This window comes from Zobellia russellii, assembly GCF_044597075.1.
Taxonomy (GTDB): domain Bacteria; phylum Bacteroidota; class Bacteroidia; order Flavobacteriales; family Flavobacteriaceae; genus Zobellia; species Zobellia russellii.
This window is the reverse complement of sequence record NZ_CP139000.1, coordinates 3,489,413-3,506,557: the sequence shown is the minus strand read 5'-3', so window position 1 is coordinate 3,506,557 and position 17,145 is coordinate 3,489,413. Positions and strand designations below refer to the sequence as shown.

Below are 17,145 nucleotides of genomic sequence, written 5' to 3'. Positions count from 1 at the left end.
ATCTTCATTACATAAAAAAACCCGCCAATTGGCGGGTTTTTGATTTTTTTATCGATTTCTACTAAAACTTAAATGTTAATCCTGCATTAATGACGGTTCCATTAAATCCAAACTGATTTACTTCCCATGGATATCTAAACCTACCACCTAAATCTGTTACAAAATCTCCTTTGGTATCTATCTCATCCGGGTATACATTAAAAAGATTATTAGCTGAAAGAGAACCCGAAATCTTATCTGTAAAATCATATCCTATGATTAAATCCGTTATTACTTTCCCCGCAAAGGTCTGGTCAAAAGCTTCGTCTTCTGTTGGCAATGGGCCATTACCTAAATCAACGCCATTAAGGCCATTGCTACTATGCATCCAACTTACTTCACCAAAATAAGTATTGTTCAAGGACAAATTAAGCTTCCCAATTTCATAATCTAAGCCCAATAACACTTTGCTCTTAGGCCTAGCAGATGTTATCCTAGATTGCTCTTTTCTATTGAAGATAATATAATCGTTTGCTGCTAATAAAGGAGGAGTGTCTATTTGCCCCTTTATTTTGGTTTCATTAAAGTTAGCAGCCAAGGTCGCTGACAGAGAACCCGCACCAAGCGAAACTCCCCTGTAGTTCAAAACAATATCAGCTCCTGTAGTACTGGTATTTACCGCATTAATAAAAAACCTAATACTGGTAACATCATTATCCTCAAGAATTTGCTCAACCGGATTAATTGTAGTATCATCTCCATCTAAACCTATCTCTCCAGTAAAAAGGACCCTATCATCTACTTTTACATTGTAAAAATCAACTGAAGCAGTAAAGTTTTGGGCTAATTCAAAAGTTATACCGGCCGATATATTTTTGGAAGTTTCCGCAGTAAGCTTTGGAACACCAAGACCATCACGAATGATAGGATCAACATTGTTAAACGTACCTTGGTTTGAAACGGTGCCCCCAGATACTAATGTCTGGATATTACTCAAATAAATCTGATGTAATGAAGGAGCTCTAAAGCCAGTGCTATAAGAACCTCGAATCGCTCCTTTATCTCCTAAAGAATATCTACCGCTTACCTTCCAAGAAACATTATCTCCAAAATCACTAAAGTCTTCATATCTAATGGCTCCACCTACTAAAAGTTTTTCAGTTGGCTCCCACTCTAAATCCCCATAAATACCGTAGTTATTTCTCTTCGCAATAACAGCATTAGCAGGCTGTAACCCTGGGAAGGACTCGGATTGTCCTACAGTATGGGATGCAGGTTCTCCCGCTTCTGCAGTAAATCGCTCCTCCTTTATCTCTGCGCCAAAAGCAATATTTACTTGACCTAGAGAGCGAGAAACATCCAAATTCGCAAGCATATTACTAAAGGAATAAGCCCCCACGTCAAAAGATGTAGGACTATTTGCTCCTAAAGCAGTATTTAAACTATTGTTAACCTCATAGTCTACTGCATTTCTTCCATAAGTTCCGCTCAGGTCGAAATCAAAACCAAGGACCTCACTTGTAACACCTACTGTAGCATTATTATCTCGTATATCAGTCTCAAATGTTGGCTGAAACCCTTGATATTCGGAACCTTCTTCATGTAATAAATTAAACGGATCGGAAACCCAGTAAGGTGCGCGGTATAAAGCAAAACTTTTCCCTTTTCGATAAGTTAAGCCACCGAAGGTATAAAATTCTCCCTTTCCATTTTTAAACGGCACTCCAGCATTAAAGAAAATATCTCCCTTGTAGAGTTCAGGCTGACCAATTGTCATCCCTAAATCTGGGTTAGCGGCTAACCAAGACGACCATTGTGGGTCATCTGCTGAAACGCCAAAAAGCAAATCATTACCTGGCGTACCTGCCCTATTAGTTTCTTCTTGCTGATAATAACCCACAGTCAAATTAAGATACCCGCCATTATTTCCAATATTAACAGAGGTATTAACATCTGCTCCTAATTTAAATCCATCGCCCTCTGTAGTAATTCCAGAGTTTACGTTAACCGTAGTAAACTCAACATTTTTATTCAAGACCATGTTTATTACACCAGCAATGGCGTCAGACCCATATTGTGCAGAAGCCCCATCTCTTAGAACTTCAATTCTAGATATAGCAGCAGCTGGTATACTTTTTAGGTCTACTCCAACTTCCCCTTTTCCTGGTGTATCATTAACATACACCAAAGCACTTTGGTTTTTTCGTTTTCCATTAACAAGAACTAAAGTTCTACTTGGCCCCAAGCCTCTAAGGTCTGCAGGATCAAAATGCGCAGTTGCATCAGATACTGTTTGAGTAGTTGAATTAAAGGATGGTACTTTATACGTCAACATTTTATCAACCGAAGGCTGACCGGTATTACGTAATTCCGAAACCCCAATGTTATCTATTGGTACAGGCGAATCCAAAATTGTTCTCGGTTTTGACCTATTGCCCACCAATATCACCTCGTCAAGAGCAACCCCTTCCTGTAAAATTACATTAACAGTTGAAGCTTCATTGACTTTAACTTCTTTAGTGTTATAACCAATGGAAGAGAAAATTAAAACACTTGGAAACGCAGCTACATCTATAGTATAATTTCCATCAAAATCACTGGTGGTACCATTCGTTGTTCCTTTAACCACGACATTGACACCAGGAAGCGGTTCTGAATTTTGGTCCGTAATATTTCCCGAAATCGTTCCTTGAGCAAAAACCGAAATGGGCAATGTCAAAAACGCTAGGAAATACAACTTTCTAAGTAAAGTTTGTTTCATTTTCAAAATTTTGAATTAGTTAATTTCAAAGCAATATAGTTAAGAATTATCATAAAACTAAAACTTGTGTTAAATTTTAGCATTTATATTAGCGCTCTATTCCGCTATTGTCAAAAACATTCACCATCATATTTTTTTAGCCGATACCATCATATCTTCTTACATTTGCTCTTTCATAAATCAACATTTACTTATGTACAGAAGCCATACTTGCGGAGAATTGCGCGAATCTCATATAAACACAAAAGTTACCCTATCTGGATGGGTACAAAAAACTCGTGATAAAGGGTTTGTTGTTTGGGTAGACCTTCGTGACCGCTACGGCATAACCCAATTGGTTTTTGATGAAGACCGTACCTCTTCTAAATTATTGGAGCAAGCTAGACATTTAGGACGCGAATTTGTTGTTCAAGTAACGGGTGAAGTCATTGAAAGATCTTCAAAAAACCTAAACCTTGCTACTGGCAACATAGAGGTTTTAGTAGACGAGGTCATTGTTCTAAACGAATCCAAAACACCCCCTTTCACCATAGAAAATGAAACCGATGGTGGTGAGGACCTTAGGATGAAATATCGGTATTTGGATATCCGCAGAAATCCTGTTAAAAGCAACCTTATTTTTAGAAGTAAGGTTTCTATGGAAGTACGCAAGTACCTAAGCGATCAGGGTTTTATAGAGGTTGAGACTCCGTACTTAATAAAATCTACTCCAGAAGGGGCTAGAGATTTTGTGGTTCCCAGCCGTATGAACGAAGGTCAGTTTTACGCTTTACCTCAATCTCCCCAAACCTTTAAGCAACTTCTTATGGTAGGGGGAATGGATAAGTATTTCCAGATTGTAAAGTGCTTCCGCGATGAGGACCTTAGAGCGGACAGACAACCTGAATTTACGCAGATTGATTGTGAAATGGCTTTTGTAGAGCAGGAAGATATCCTTGATGCTTTTGAAGGTCTTACCAAACACTTGTTGAAAGAAATTAAGGGGGTAGAGATATCCGCCTTCCCAAGAATTACCTATGATGATGCCATGCGCATTTATGGTAATGATAAACCTGACATTCGTTTTGGAATGGAATTTGGCGAATTGAACACCGTTGCGCAACATAAGGATTTTGGCGTATTCAACTCCGCAGAATTGGTAGTTGGTATTGCGGTTCCGGGTGCAGCAAGCTATACTCGCAAAGAACTGGATGCACTGGTAAATTGGGTAAAGAGACCCCAAGTAGGCGCCAAGGGAATGGTTTATGCAAAATATAATGAAGACGGCAGCTTTAAGTCTACGGTAGATAAATTTTATGACCAAGAGGATTTGGCAAAGTGGGCAGAAGCTACACAAGCCAAACCGGGCGACCTAATTTGTGTGCTTTCCGGAGATGCCAACAAAACACGTGCTCAATTAAGTGCACTTAGAATGGAGCTTGCCGAAAGACTTGGCTTAAGAAAGGCTGATGAATTTGCCCCGTTATGGGTTATAGATTTCCCATTGTTGGAACTTGATGAAGAAACCGGGAACTATCACGCCATGCACCACCCGTTTACATCACCAAAACCAGGTCAATTAGAATTGCTTGAAACAGACCCTGGTGCAGTACGTGCCAATGCTTATGACTTGGTATTGAACGGAAATGAAATAGGCGGAGGTTCTATACGTATCCATGATAGGGATGTGCAAAGTGTTATGTTCAAACATCTTGGTTTTTCTCCCGAAGAAGCTCAGGCGCAATTTGGTTTCCTAATGGATGCTTTTCAGTACGGAGCTCCACCGCACGGAGGAATCGCCTTTGGTTTAGACCGATTGGTATCCATCCTTGGAGGACAAGAAACTATTAGGGATTTCATTGCTTTCCCAAAAAACAACAGCGGACGAGATGTTATGATAGATGCCCCTGCACCTATTGACCAAGAGCAACTACATGAACTGAACTTAAAAATAGATATCAAAGCATAGAAACCAAATCCCGCTAATAGGCGGGATTTTTTTAATACTTTTAGGTAGCAAACCTTTCTAATGCCCACCAAACTAAAAAGACTATCTACCCGACTTTTAAAGTGGCGATATAAAAATATCTCCAACAAAACCTTTACGCACATCATGAGCGTTCTGGTAGGTCTTTTGGCCGGTTTGGCATCGGTTACCCTAAAGAACATTGTATATTTTATAGAAGTCTCCTTGGAGCGCGGAATCTTCATCTCTAACAACGGACTTTATTTTATCTTGCCCATAATTGGGCTGACCTTGGTATATCTCTATGTAAAATACATACATAAGGAACAATTACAACATGCCGTTTCCTCCATTCTTTTCTCGCTTTCCAAGAAAAAAGGAGTTATAAAGCCGAAGCATATTTACACCCAATTAATTGCCGCACCGCTTACTATTGGTTTTGGTGGCTCTACGGGGCTATTAGGTCCGGCGGTAGCTTCTGGTGCCGCTATAAGCTCTAACCTTGGGCGTTTCTTTCATATTAATGCCAAGACCCGCTCTCTTCTGATTGCCTGTGCTTCGGCCGGAGCCATTGCCTCTATATTTCAATCCCCTATTGCAGCTATTATTTTTGCAGTTGAAGTCTTTAGTTTGGACTTTACCATGCTTTCTATGCTTCCGCTTTTATTAGCTTCAATTTCCGGAGTTCTTACCTCCTATTTCTTTCTGGGCAATGAAGTGCTTTTCAACTTTACGTTAACACAGAATTTTGAGGTAAAGGACACCCTCTTTTATATTGCATTGGGAATAGGCACGGCATTTGCATCGATATATTTTACACGAATGTACTTTGGCATACAAAAACTATTTGCCAGATTAAAAACCCCAAAATACAAGCTTCTTGTTGGCGGTCTGGCCATAGGAATCATGTTGTATTTAATACCACCGCTCTATGGGGAAGGCTTCAGTTTTATTAACGACCTTTTGCATGGAGACCATATAAAAGCACTGGGCAAAACTCCCTTTGACAAGTACACGCAGAATATTTGGGTGGTTATTGCACTATTATTCGGTATTACTATTTTTAAAGCTGTGGCCATGACCACTACTTTAGCGGCAGGTGGCGCTGGTGGAATTTTCATTCCTACCATGGTTATGGGCAGTGCATTGGGCAATGTTATGGCCAAAATTATAAATCATTCGGGGTTAGGTTTTGCCGTTTCTGAGAGTAACTTCACCTTAATTGGAATGGCCGGTCTTATATCCGGAGTACTTCATGCCCCGTTAACGGCAATATTCTTGATAGCCGAAATTACCGGCGGATATGAACTTTTTGTTCCCTTGATGATAACCGCATCCATATCCTATCTCATTACCAAGAACTTTATCGACTACACTATTTATACTAGGGAACTGGCCCAAAGCGGAGATTTGCTGACGCACAATAAAGACCAATCGGTATTAACGCTGATGAAGCTAGATGATGTAATTGAAAAAGACTTTAAGACCGTAAATCCAGATATGACTTTGGGAGACATGTTACACAAATCCGTTGCAAAATCCGCTAGGAATATTTTTCCGGTCATTGATAAAAATCAATCCCTTGTGGGAATTGTTCTGTTGGATGATATTAGGGAGTTTATGTTCGATACTTCCCTATACGGGACTACCAAGGTAGAAACCTTTATGCACAATGCCCCAGAGCACATTTTTTATGGAAAGGACACTATGCAAAAAGTAATGCAAAAGTTTCAGAACAGTGGTGCCTGGAACCTTCCGGTGATAAAAGACGGAAAGTACATTGGGTTTGTTTCAAAATCCAAACTTTTAACCGCCTACCGTAGAGAACTCATCAATTTTACAAGATAAGGTCTAAAAGGTTTTGTAATTTTACCGTTACTATGAAATACCTTATATCCATAATTACTTTAGGGTGTTTTGCCGCCATTATTTACGGCTTCAACATTCAAGAGGAAAATATTGCGCTGAGCCACAAATATATTGGCTCTGGCACCCTTGGTCTTTTTCTTGTTGCAATGCCCCTATTCCTGTTTACATATAGCAAAGGCAAAAAAATGAAAGACTATATGCTAACCGAGGAGAACATCAAAAAAATGAGAGCAAGCAAACCCGAAAAGACTGATAATCAAGACGGTTAATTGGAAATATTAGTTCATTTTAACTTCGCCTAATTAAAAAATTTATAATTTAGTTGGAAACTATTATCAACTAATTTTAATTTATCATGATTGGCACAGTAAAATTTTTCAATGAATCCAAAGGTTATGGATTTATTACAAACGACGAGACGGGAAAGGACATTTTTGTACATGCTACCGCATTGAACGGTACAATTCTTAATGAAGGTGATAAAGTAGAATACGCAGAAGAAGAAGGCCGAAAAGGCATTGTAGCCGCACAGGTTCAAGTTGTAGGCTAATATATAAGCTATGACATTCAACCCTGACGAAGTTCAGGGTTTTTTTATGCCCAAAACAAATTGGAATTCTAATTCAGGTTTCTTCTTTCAACAAAAAAGCGCTTTAACAGGTTGCTTGCTTCTTCCTCTAGGAGTCCGCCCACTATTTCTGTCTTTGGGTGGAGTTTAGTTCCCATTACGCCACAACCTCTCTGAGGGTCTTTGGCCGCATATACTATTTTAGATATTTGACTCCAGTATAGGGCTCCCGCACACATCTGACAAGGCTCCAAGGTTACATAAAGCGTACAGTTCTGCAGGTATTTGCCCCCTAAAAAGTTAGCCGCGGCCGTAATGGCCTGCATTTCTGCATGAGCGGTAACATCATTTAATTGTTCCGTTAGGTTATGGGCCCTGGCAATCACCCGATCTTGAACTACGATAACGGCCCCTATGGGCACCTCCCCTTTTTCATAAGCCGCCTCTGCTTCTTGAAGCGCTTTTTTCATATAATAGGTATCATCAAAGGGTTGCAACATGTACTAAAGTTTAATTGATGCCAAAAATACCATTTTTAGAACAACCCTTGTAACAATGAAATTTTGAAGTTATAAAAATGGTCCCGCCCAGCTCCCCCGAAAAGGACGAGACCGAAAAAAAATATTGATTAATTTTTATCAAAGAAAAATGAAGCTTGAAAGAAAATTTAATACTTTTTAGTACCCATACTAATGTGTCAAAGACTGGTTCAGGAGAATTTCCGTGCCCTGGCAAATCCATTGCTACTAGGTGCATAGAACCGAACAAATCAGAGGATAATTGGTTTTTCCAGACTACGGAACTTTGTGAGTTTCCATGAAGAAGTACTACCGTAATTGGCTTAAAATTAGATTGCGTACTATTATACAAAGGATTACTCACCTTGTAAAGGGAAAGCATAAATTGGTTGGTAATGGTTAGGTCTCAACAAGATAAGATTTTTTTGTTGATTTTTTTTGAAGTGCCAAAAAGAATTGTCTTAGCACTGCTAAACACCTATTTTTGCAACTTACACCGCTAGTTTGGAATCACTTTTAAGCCATATTACCTACCCCGAAGATTTGCGCAAGTTGGCATTGGACCAACTTCCCCAACTTGCCCAAGAACTAAGGGAGTTTATAATTGATATTGTGGCTACCAAAGAAGGACATTTAGGAGCAAGCTTAGGGGTAGTTGAGCTCACCATTGCTCTACATTATGTCTTTAATACGCCAGATGACAAACTTATTTGGGACGTGGGTCACCAAGCCTATGGACATAAAATATTAACGGGCAGGAAAGAGATTTTTCACTCCAATCGGCAATTAGGTGGAATAAGCGGATTCCCAAAACGTTCCGAAAGCGAATATGATGCTTTTGGCACAGGACACAGTTCTACATCAATTTCAGCAATTCTAGGCATGGCCATGGCCGCGCAACTCCACAACAAAAATGGCAGACAGCATATTGCCGTAATTGGTGATGCGTCCATAGCAAGTGGTATGGCTTTTGAGGCATTGAACCATCTTGGTTCTACAAATTCCAATGTATTGGTAATACTTAATGACAATGCCATTGGTATAGATCCAAGTGTTGGTGCCCTTAAAAAATATTTGACCAATGTAAAAAAGGGTACGGCGAAGGACGAGAACATATTTGAATGTCTCAACTTTCATTATACCGGTCCGTTAGACGGGCATAATACGGAGGCATTGATCGATGAACTAAATCATTTAAAATTGGTATCCGGACCAAAATTATTACATGTCATAACCACCAAGGGAAAAGGCTTAAAAAAAGCCGAGGAGAACCAGGTAACTTACCATGCTCCCGGTAAATTTAACAAACTTACAGGGGAGTTATACAAAAAACCGGTCTTAGCCAACGAACCCGCAAAATACCAGGATGTATTTGGCCATACATTAGTAGAACTGGCGCTAAAGAATAAAAATATTGTGGGCATAACCCCTGCTATGCCAACAGGAAGCTCCCTAAAATATATGATGGAGCAACTACCGGATAGGGCTTTTGATGTGGGCATCGCAGAACAACATGCCGTAACCCTATCAGCAGGCATGGCTTCAGAAGGGCTTATCCCATTCTGCACCATTTATTCCACCTTTTTACAAAGAGCTTACGATCAAGTTATACATGATGTAGCCATACAAGATCTTCCCGTTGTATTTTGCTTGGACAGGGCCGGCATGGTCGGGCAGGATGGAGCTACTCATCACGGTGTTTATGATATTGCTTATTTGAGGTGCATTCCCAATCTGTATATTTTTGCACCAATGAACGAGAGTGAACTTCGTAATATGATGTACACGGCCCAATTGGGCTTAGAGCACTCCATAGCGATCAGGTATCCTCGTGGAAAAGGGGTACAAGAAGAATGGAGGATGCCTTTTGAAAAAATAGATATTGGTAAGGCAAGAGAGCTAAAAACCGGATCGGAACTGGTAGTATTAACCTTGGGACCTATTGGCAATACGGTTGCAGACGTCATAAACGATATTGCGGAGTATGAAAAAATAGGCCAGGTAGATATGCGATTTGTTAAACCGTTGGATAAAGATTTACTTATAAATATATTTAAACGCTATAAACACATCATCACGGTTGAAGATGGCTCTAAAATGGGTGGTTTTGGATCAGCAGTCCTAGAACTTGCTAACGAATTAGGTTATAAAAATAAAATTCATATTCTAGGCATTGGCGATACCTTTATTGAGCACGGAACCGTAGAACAGTTGCACCAACAAGCTAAAATTGACCCCATAAGTTTAACAGAACATATAAAAATGCTATTAAATGAATAACTCCCCAGCCACACCGTTCTTATGTATTCTTTTATTTAGCGTGTGTATTACCTCTATTTTTGGTCAAACCCAAGATTCGTTGCCTCCAGGCCGCGAAATGGAAATTGATTCTATGGTTGTTGACACGGTTATTGTTGATACCGTAGTGATAAGAAAAACACAGGACAAGATAAAATTCGTTCCTCGCAGTGTAGATTTAATGAATCCCGTTATTTCCTTTAAACGTACCAAGGCTCTTAATGAAAAGCCTAACAGATTTAGAGTGCCCTCCTTCTGGACCAAAGTAAATAAACTAGGTGCCAATTTTAGTGAAGTTGCCTTTGTTAACTGGAACGCAGGGGGTAACAATTCCATATCTGCCCTTGGAAACGCCCGTTTTGAACGTAATTATAAGTTTCGGTACATTCAATGGGACAATTATATGGAGATGCGTTACGGCCTCAACATTCAAGATGAGCAAAAACTAAGAAAAACGGACGATGCTATTCGTTTTAGTTCTACTTTCGGACTTCAGCGAGACACAATTAGTAATTGGTATTATTCGGCGAAAGCCAACTTCAACACTCAATTTTCAAACGGTTATAAATATCCGGACAGATCATCTCCTATTTCACGATTTATGGCACCAGGTTACTCATTTTTAGGTGCTGGTACGTCATATATTACCAAAGACCAAAAGTTTAACCTGTACATCTCGCCTATCACCCAAAAAGCAACATTTGTTTTGGACGAAGAATTAGCGAATAAAGGTGCTTTTGGTGTTAAGAAAGCGGTTTTGGATGCAGATGGCAATGTCGTTGAAAAGGGCGAAAAAATATTTTTGGAATTTGGATTCTTGGTTACCAACCAATTGGAAAAGGAAGTATTTAAAAATATGGTGTTGAAACACCGGTTAAGCTTGTACACGGATTACCTCCAAAAGTTTGGAAATATTGATGTGGACTGGGAGCTTAATTTTGACCTTAAGGTCAATAAATACGTTATAACCACCATAGGTACTCAGGTTATTTATGATGATGATATCCTTTTTGATGAAGTAAAGGATGCCAACGGAACGATTACCGATGCAGGCCGACCCAAAATACAGTTTAAACAACTTCTTGGCGTTGGGGTTTCCTATGCCTTTTAAAGTTGTTTTCCCATAATTTTATTGTGGATATGCACTGCGGCACTGTCCGATAAGCTAGCTACATAACAGCACGTATTCAAAAGTATATGGTAGATAGAACTGTCCATATTCCTATAAAACTCAGGAAGCGTCTTGAGCATTAGCATATCATAATTAGACGCCTTGTTCTCCTTTTTTCGGATAAGAGCATTTATGTATACATCCAAAATGTCCGAAATAATCTTATAACCCGCAATCTCTTTCTCTATTACCTCCTGAGAACGATATATTTTTTCCACACTTAAAGAAATGATATCCTCAATTTGGGCCTTAAATGCGCTTTGGTCCAGAAGACTACTATCAAAACTACCATTCAGTATTTTATCTTCATTTTCAATAAATACAGAAATAGCATCACTTATTAATGTATTTATAGCCAGCGCTCGTAAGTAACTTAACCTATCTTCCTTATACTTTAGAGAATTATACTTTTTGGTATTTATTGAATTTTTCACCAGTTTTATGAGGTATTCCAAAGCATAATCTTCAGATATAAGCCCTAGGTTAATACCATCCTCAAAGTCTATTATTGTATAGCAAATGTCATCCGCAGCCTCTACCAAGAAAGTTAAGGGGTGTCTAGAAAACGAAATATCTTCTCCGTCTCTAGTCTGTATCAAACCCAAATCATGCGCTATTTCTTTAAAAGCCTCCTTTTCCGTTTGAAAAAACCCGAATTTTTTATCGGCAATATGTTTGGTTGGCTTTTTAGGAAGTGACTCTTTGGGGTACTTCATAAAAGCCCCAAGGGTGGCATAGCTTAATCGCAAACCTCCCGTAACACCTTCCCTAGATTGTGACAATAAACGAAAGCCATTGGCATTTCCCTCAAAATCTACTATATCCTGAAATTCCTTTTCAGTTAAAACCGATTGATATTTTTGGCCATTGCCCGTAATAAAATATTCACCTATAGCCTTTTCCCCACTATGTCCAAAAGGTGGGTTACCAATATCATGGGCCAAAGCCGCTGCTGCAACTATAGCCCCGAAATCATTAAACCTATAACCATAGGTTTCACTTAGGAAGGGATGTTTTTCCAGAATTTTCTTCCCTGCAATACGGCCTAAGCTTCTACCAACCACAGAAACCTCTAAACTATGTGTTAAGCGGGTATGAACAAAATCTGTCTTTGAAAGGGGTATGACTTGTGTCTTGTCCTGTAAACTTCTAAAAGCGCTGGAAAAAATGATGCGGTCATAATCTACCTCAAATCCTAATCGCGTTTCATCTTGCTCTTTCCGCAACCTTTTGTGTGTATCTCCTTGACGCTTAAGAGACAATAAATTTTCCCAGTTCATAACAGTTCTTTAAGTCTCGCAAGTTACATTTTTTCAATTTTAGTATCATTTTAAAGCCAAAAGAACACCTCATTATTTAACCTTAAAAATATCAACAATTAAACTTCACGTAACCATAACTTAACACACCACGGTTTTCTTTGCCAAGAAAATAAGAACCAATGAAAACGACACTATTTTTTCTGGCATTTATATGCACCCTAAACCTTTTCGCCCAAGACGAAGGAGCAATTAGAGGCACTATTTATGACCTGGAAATGAATAACGAACCTCTTTTGTTTGCGGACGTTCAAATCAAGGATACTAAATTTAAGACGCAGACCAATTTTAGGGGTAATTTTGAAATATCAAATGTAGAACCAGGAAACTATATTCTTAAAGTAACTTTTTTGGGATATGAAAGTCATGAAATTCCGGTTGAAGTAACTGCTCATAATACAGTTGAAGTAACACAAGGATTACAGGCGAAAACCTTAAGCTTATCTGACGTGTCCTTCACGGATAACGGCACATTGCAAAACCAAGAGACAGCATTGACCAGTATAAAGTAACATATTTTAACCAATCCTATCGTTAAAATAAAAAAGGGAGTTTTCACTAAGTGAAAACTCCCTTTTTTTTATACAATAATTGCACTAGTCCTTAGAAACGACAGCAGATTTTTTCTCCTTATTAATAACATTAGCAATAACGTTATTATCAAACTCCACCTCCTTTACAGTCCCTTCATTATAAAAATACCACTTTCCGGTTCTAATACCTTTATTGTAATTTCCTTTGGACACTTTCTCGCCCATTTCATCAAAGCTGATCCATTGACCGTGTAATTTACCTGCAAGATCAAAAGTTCCTTTTTGGCTCACTTCTCCATTATCATGAAAATAAGTAGCTTCAACCAAGTTTGTCTCCTTATTTAATTTTACTTCCTTTTCTTTTTGGGCATACCCTATGGTCATTGTTAATGAAAGGGCTAAAAGTATAATTGAATTTTTCATGTGTGTTGATTTTAAATATGATTCTGTACCTGTTTGTTATTTCAAAGATAAATAAATTTACGTTAAAAACACTATTACTTAACATTAAATTTACATTGAAAACGATGTAGTTTGTAAAATATTGCCTAAACACCACAATTAAATTTCATCTTATTACAATTTTCCAGTCCCAAACTGCCCTAAATACACTAATTTACCCGATAAATACGACGCTTGGTCGTCTTACGTTTAGAACGACTCAAATTCTTGTATTTAATTATGTTACTGAATTGGTCATGATACAGAAAGTTACTTCATAACCTTATTTTAACGCAATTAATAAATTATAGTAGCATTTTTGTGCACATTTTATTTTTGATGGGCGAGAACCTTTACCTTTTTATGATTATTGCATTGGCAGTACTTGCCATTACCGATTTGGTAGTTGGGGTAAGTAACGATGCTGTTAACTTTTTGAACTCCGCTATAGGCTCTAAAGCTGTTTCATTCCGGACCGTCATGATCGTGGCGAGCGTTGGTATTGCTTTTGGAGCCATATCATCTAGCGGTATGATGGAGGTTGCTAGAAAGGGTATTTTTAATCCTGAGCACTTTGTTTTTGCCGAAATCATGATTATTTTCATGGCGGTAATGATAACCGATATCCTATTATTGGATTTCTTCAATACTCTGGGAATGCCCACTTCCACAACGGTTTCCATAGTTTTTGAACTTTTAGGTGCCGCTGTGGCTATTTCTTTGGTTAAAATCATGGGTGATGAAGGAGGTGTGTCCGACTTATGGACGTATATAAACACAGATAAAGCCACCGAAATTATTCTTGGCATTCTCCTTTCAGTAATTATCGCATTTAGTATTGGAGCTTTGGTTCAATTTGTTTCCCGACTTCTAATATCTTTCAAGTTTCAAGAAAAGCCAAAATGGGTAGGTGCTATTTTTGGAGGGTTTGCACTAACATCTATTATCTATTTTATCCTTGTAAAAGGTCTTAAAAGTGCCTCTGTTTTTAGTCCAGAGGTGCTAGATATGATCGCCAACAAACAGTTCTTGTTCATTTTGAGCAATTTTGTGGTGTGGACCTTAGTTTCTTGGATGATTTCAACACTAACTAAAATTAATGTATACACCATAGTTATCGTAATGGGAACATTTGCATTGGCCATGGCCTTTGCCGGTAATGATTTGGTAAACTTTATTGGCGTGCCGTTGGCCGCTATGGAATCCTACACTACATGGAGTGCATCAGGTATAGATGCGGATAAATACACAATGGAGGGATTAGCCTCTGCCGTACAAACACCACAATACCTATTACTATTGTCCGGTATGATAATGGTGGTAACCCTATGGTTTTCCTCCAAAGCAAAGAATGTGGTTAAAACCAGCGTAGACTTATCTAGACAAGACGAAGGTGATGAGCGCTTTCAACCTAATTTTCTATCCAGACAGATTGTAAAATTAACCATATCGGCATCTGAAAATATAGCAGGTCTTATTCCCGACTCCCTTTTGAAAAAAATGGACACGCGTTTTGAAAAACCTTACGTATACGTGCCAAAAAGCCGTGTACAGGATTTACCTGCATTCGATTTGGTTCGTGCTTCAGTTAACCTAATGGTTGCCAGTGTACTTATTTCTTTGGCTACTTCCATGAAGCTTCCGTTATCTACCACGTACGTAACATTTATGGTTGCTATGGGAAGTTCTTTGGCGGATAGGGCTTGGGGTGCGGAAAGTGCCGTTTACCGTGTAGCCGGAGTACTTAATGTTATTGGTGGATGGTTTTTTACGGCCATAAGCGCATTTACAGCTGCTGCACTTATTGCATATATCATTCATTTAGGAGGTATTTGGGCCATTGGTGCCCTATTGATCGTTGCTTTTTTCCTAATAGGAAAAAATTACCTTTCGCACACCAAAAAAATGAAAGAAACCAAGCTAGAGCAAAAGCTTGAAAGAGCGGAAAGCAATTCTATCATTGGTGTTATTGATGAAAGTGCCGCTAACATCTCTCTAGCTATAAGAAGAGCCAACAAAATATATACACAAAGTATTGATGGCTTGGCCAAGCACGATATAGAAACACTTAAGAGAAGTAAAAAAGGTATAAGCAAGTTTGATAAAGAAGTAGAAGACCTACGGGACAATATTTTCTACTTTATTAAAAATCTAGACGAATCCAGTGTTAGCACTAGTAACTTCTATATTTCCATACTGAGCTATTTGCAAGACATGACCCAGTCCTTAGAATATATAGCTAAAGCTGGACATAAGCATGTACACAACAATCATAAAAAACTAAGGTTCAACCAAATCAAGGATTTAAAAGAAACCGATGGTTATCTAGATGAACTTTTTAAAGAAATTGAAACTATTTTTGAAACGAAGGATTTCTTAAAACTCACCGAGCTCATTATTCACAAACAAGAGCTATTCGCAAAAGTGGATATGAAAATTCACAAGCAGGTAGAGCGTACTCGAAGTGATGAATCTAGCCCTAAAAACACGGCTTTATACTTTAGTCTATTGTTAGAAACCAAAGACCTTTTAGTGGCAACCATGAATTTGTTGGAAACCTACGACCAACACGCAAACACTAAAGTTTAATGGACTATGGAGTTATTGCCTAGTTAAATACGGCACTAGTTCCGTTGTCACTTCATCGAAAAAAAAATACCTTTCCACAGATTTAACCGTTAGTAAAAAGATACCCAAATCTTTATCTAATGCGTTTCAAGAATTATATCATACTAACGTTATGTAGTATTTCCTTATTCCTATCCTGTAGCAAAGAAGACACAGATTCCATACAGGAAGAAGAATTAACGACCAAGTTGGATGTTAATGCAAGGGCAGAAGCCAAGAAACTATATGAAGACTATTACTTAGCTTCTAGCAATACTACTTCAGATGTTTCATGGACTGGAGACGAGCAAACTTGTGACCCTGGAACCGTTCCGGAATCTACAAAAGCAAAAATCTTAATGCGGTTACAGTATTTTCGCAAAGCAGCTGGTTTAAACAACACCATAGAAGAACGCATCTCTAAGAGCGAAAAATCACAGCAAGCAGCACTTATGATGCACGCTAACGGCACTTTAAACCACTTTCCACCTGAATCTTGGAACTGCTTTACAAACGATGGAAAAGAAGCTGCTGCAAATGCCCTATTGACTTCCACAAAAAACTCTGCATCAATAGACTCTTATATTCGTGATCAAGGCAATGAAAACTATCCTGTTGGACACAGAAGATGGTTACTATGGCCAAGATTACAAGAAATAGGTATAGGAAATACTAGTCGGTATAATGCTATTTGGGTGATAGGAAATCCAGGTAACGTTCCTGAGGACGCACCCGATTTCATTGCTTGGCCACCAGAAGGTTACCTGCCAGCTAATCTCGTCTACTCCAGATGGTCGTTCTCCATTGCTAATGCCGATTTTTCGGATACCAAAATTGAAATGAGGGCCGCTAATGGAAATTCAATTCCGGTTCAAATAGAAGAACTTACGGGTATTTATGGAGATAATACCATAGTTTGGGTACCAGAAATTGATAACAACCCTACAGAAGATAGAACATACAGTATAACCATTAAAAATGTTCTAATTGACTCAGAACCACAAGAATTTCAATATGATGTAACCATTTTTGACCCAAACCAGTAGAAACGTCTTTACCTTTAAAAACCAAATAGCTGTTACATTTTGTTTATTTTATAACAACCTGTTCGTTTTCGTAAGTTAAAATTGTATCTT

General features: G+C 38.5%; 13 protein-coding genes. 9 read left to right on the top strand and 4 right to left on the bottom strand.

Translation table 11 applies throughout. The annotated features are described in order from the left end of the window. Positions 1-61: 61 nt before the first annotated feature. Positions 62-2,740, bottom strand: a complete 2,679-nt coding sequence (locus SJY45_RS14335; RefSeq protein ID WP_400071559.1) for a TonB-dependent receptor domain-containing protein — start codon at positions 2,738-2,740, stop codon at positions 62-64. Positions 2,741-2,933: 193 nt separating this feature from the next. Here SJY45_RS14335 and aspS point away from each other — a divergent pair, with 193 nt between their 5' ends. From aspS to SJY45_RS14315, 4 genes are all read left to right on the top strand, one after another. Beyond that, the gene (gene aspS, locus SJY45_RS14330; RefSeq protein ID WP_400071557.1) at positions 2,934-4,688 is read left to right on the top strand and encodes an aspartate--tRNA ligase; all 1,755 of its coding nucleotides are present in this window, start codon (positions 2,934-2,936) and stop codon (positions 4,686-4,688) included. 60 nt (positions 4,689-4,748) lie between these two features. Next, entirely contained in the window at positions 4,749-6,533 is a 1,785-nt protein-coding gene (locus SJY45_RS14325; RefSeq protein WP_400071555.1) for a chloride channel protein, read from the top strand. Between the two features lie 32 nt (positions 6,534-6,565). Then, positions 6,566-6,823, top strand: coding sequence for a hypothetical protein (locus tag SJY45_RS14320; protein ID WP_400071553.1), 258 nt, complete (start codon positions 6,566-6,568; stop codon positions 6,821-6,823). 86 nt (positions 6,824-6,909) lie between these two features. Beyond that, on the top strand, positions 6,910-7,104 hold the full coding sequence (locus SJY45_RS14315; protein WP_215436285.1) for a cold-shock protein: 195 nt from the start codon (positions 6,910-6,912) through the stop codon (positions 7,102-7,104). 68 nt (positions 7,105-7,172) lie between these two features. Here SJY45_RS14315 and SJY45_RS14310 read toward each other — a convergent pair whose 3' ends face one another. Beyond that, positions 7,173-7,622 (bottom strand): nucleoside deaminase, encoded by a 450-nt coding sequence (locus SJY45_RS14310; protein WP_289038157.1) that lies wholly within the window; start codon positions 7,620-7,622, stop codon positions 7,173-7,175. A gap of 522 nt (positions 7,623-8,144) precedes the next feature. Between SJY45_RS14310 and SJY45_RS14305 the strand changes: the two genes are divergently transcribed. Together SJY45_RS14305 and SJY45_RS14300 are read left to right on the top strand one after the other, a co-directional pair. Continuing rightward, positions 8,145-9,920, top strand: a complete 1,776-nt coding sequence (locus tag SJY45_RS14305) for a 1-deoxy-D-xylulose-5-phosphate synthase (RefSeq protein WP_400071551.1) — start codon at positions 8,145-8,147, stop codon at positions 9,918-9,920. Next, on the top strand, positions 9,913-11,049 hold the full coding sequence (locus SJY45_RS14300) for a DUF3078 domain-containing protein (RefSeq protein ID WP_400071549.1): 1,137 nt from the start codon (positions 9,913-9,915) through the stop codon (positions 11,047-11,049). The genes SJY45_RS14305 and SJY45_RS14300 overlap by 8 nt, the downstream gene beginning before the upstream one ends. On the opposite strand, the gene SJY45_RS14295 is transcribed toward SJY45_RS14300, so the two are convergent. Continuing rightward, positions 11,046-12,389 (bottom strand): deoxyguanosinetriphosphate triphosphohydrolase, encoded by a 1,344-nt coding sequence (locus tag SJY45_RS14295; protein ID WP_400071547.1) that lies wholly within the window; start codon positions 12,387-12,389, stop codon positions 11,046-11,048. The genes SJY45_RS14300 and SJY45_RS14295 overlap by 4 nt on opposite strands. 161 nt (positions 12,390-12,550) lie before the next feature. Between SJY45_RS14295 and SJY45_RS14290 the strand changes: the two genes are divergently transcribed. After that, complete coding sequence (locus SJY45_RS14290) at positions 12,551-12,940, top strand: carboxypeptidase-like regulatory domain-containing protein (RefSeq protein ID WP_215436295.1); 390 nt, start codon at positions 12,551-12,553, stop codon at positions 12,938-12,940. 84 nt (positions 12,941-13,024) lie between these two features. Here the strand turns inward: SJY45_RS14290 and SJY45_RS14285 are convergent, their stop codons facing one another. Continuing rightward, positions 13,025-13,384, bottom strand: a complete 360-nt coding sequence (locus SJY45_RS14285; RefSeq protein WP_215436298.1) for a nicotinic acid mononucleotide adenyltransferase — start codon at positions 13,382-13,384, stop codon at positions 13,025-13,027. Positions 13,385-13,741: 357 nt separating this feature from the next. Between SJY45_RS14285 and SJY45_RS14280 the strand changes: the two genes are divergently transcribed. Together SJY45_RS14280 and SJY45_RS14275 are read left to right on the top strand one after the other, a co-directional pair. Then, complete coding sequence (locus SJY45_RS14280; RefSeq protein ID WP_215436301.1) at positions 13,742-15,991, top strand: inorganic phosphate transporter; 2,250 nt, start codon at positions 13,742-13,744, stop codon at positions 15,989-15,991. A gap of 119 nt (positions 15,992-16,110) precedes the next feature. Further along, positions 16,111-17,055 (top strand): CAP domain-containing protein, encoded by a 945-nt coding sequence (locus tag SJY45_RS14275; RefSeq protein WP_400071544.1) that lies wholly within the window; start codon positions 16,111-16,113, stop codon positions 17,053-17,055. Positions 17,056-17,145: the final 90 nt, after the last annotated feature.

Bases quoted from the DNA above. Each gene is read 5' to 3' on its own strand.
- SJY45_RS14335 (WP_400071559.1), bottom strand. From the start codon at position 2,740: ATGAAACAAACTTTACTTAGAAAGTTGTATTTCCTAGCGTTTTTGACA.
- SJY45_RS14285 (WP_215436298.1), bottom strand. From the start codon at position 13,384: ATGAAAAATTCAATTATACTTTTAGCCCTTTCATTAACAATGACCATA.
- SJY45_RS14295 (WP_400071547.1), bottom strand. From the start codon at position 12,389: ATGAACTGGGAAAATTTATTGTCTCTTAAGCGTCAAGGAGATACACAC.
- SJY45_RS14300 (WP_400071549.1), top strand. From the start codon at position 9,913: ATGAATAACTCCCCAGCCACACCGTTCTTATGTATTCTTTTATTTAGC.
- SJY45_RS14315 (WP_215436285.1), top strand. From the start codon at position 6,910: ATGATTGGCACAGTAAAATTTTTCAATGAATCCAAAGGTTATGGATTT.
- SJY45_RS14310 (WP_289038157.1), bottom strand. From the start codon at position 7,622: ATGTTGCAACCCTTTGATGATACCTATTATATGAAAAAAGCGCTTCAA.
- SJY45_RS14325 (WP_400071555.1), top strand. From the start codon at position 4,749: ATGCCCACCAAACTAAAAAGACTATCTACCCGACTTTTAAAGTGGCGA.
- SJY45_RS14280 (WP_215436301.1), top strand. From the start codon at position 13,742: ATGGGCGAGAACCTTTACCTTTTTATGATTATTGCATTGGCAGTACTT.
- aspS (WP_400071557.1), top strand. From the start codon at position 2,934: ATGTACAGAAGCCATACTTGCGGAGAATTGCGCGAATCTCATATAAAC.
- SJY45_RS14275 (WP_400071544.1), top strand. From the start codon at position 16,111: ATGCGTTTCAAGAATTATATCATACTAACGTTATGTAGTATTTCCTTA.
- SJY45_RS14290 (WP_215436295.1), top strand. From the start codon at position 12,551: ATGAAAACGACACTATTTTTTCTGGCATTTATATGCACCCTAAACCTT.
- SJY45_RS14320 (WP_400071553.1), top strand. From the start codon at position 6,566: ATGAAATACCTTATATCCATAATTACTTTAGGGTGTTTTGCCGCCATT.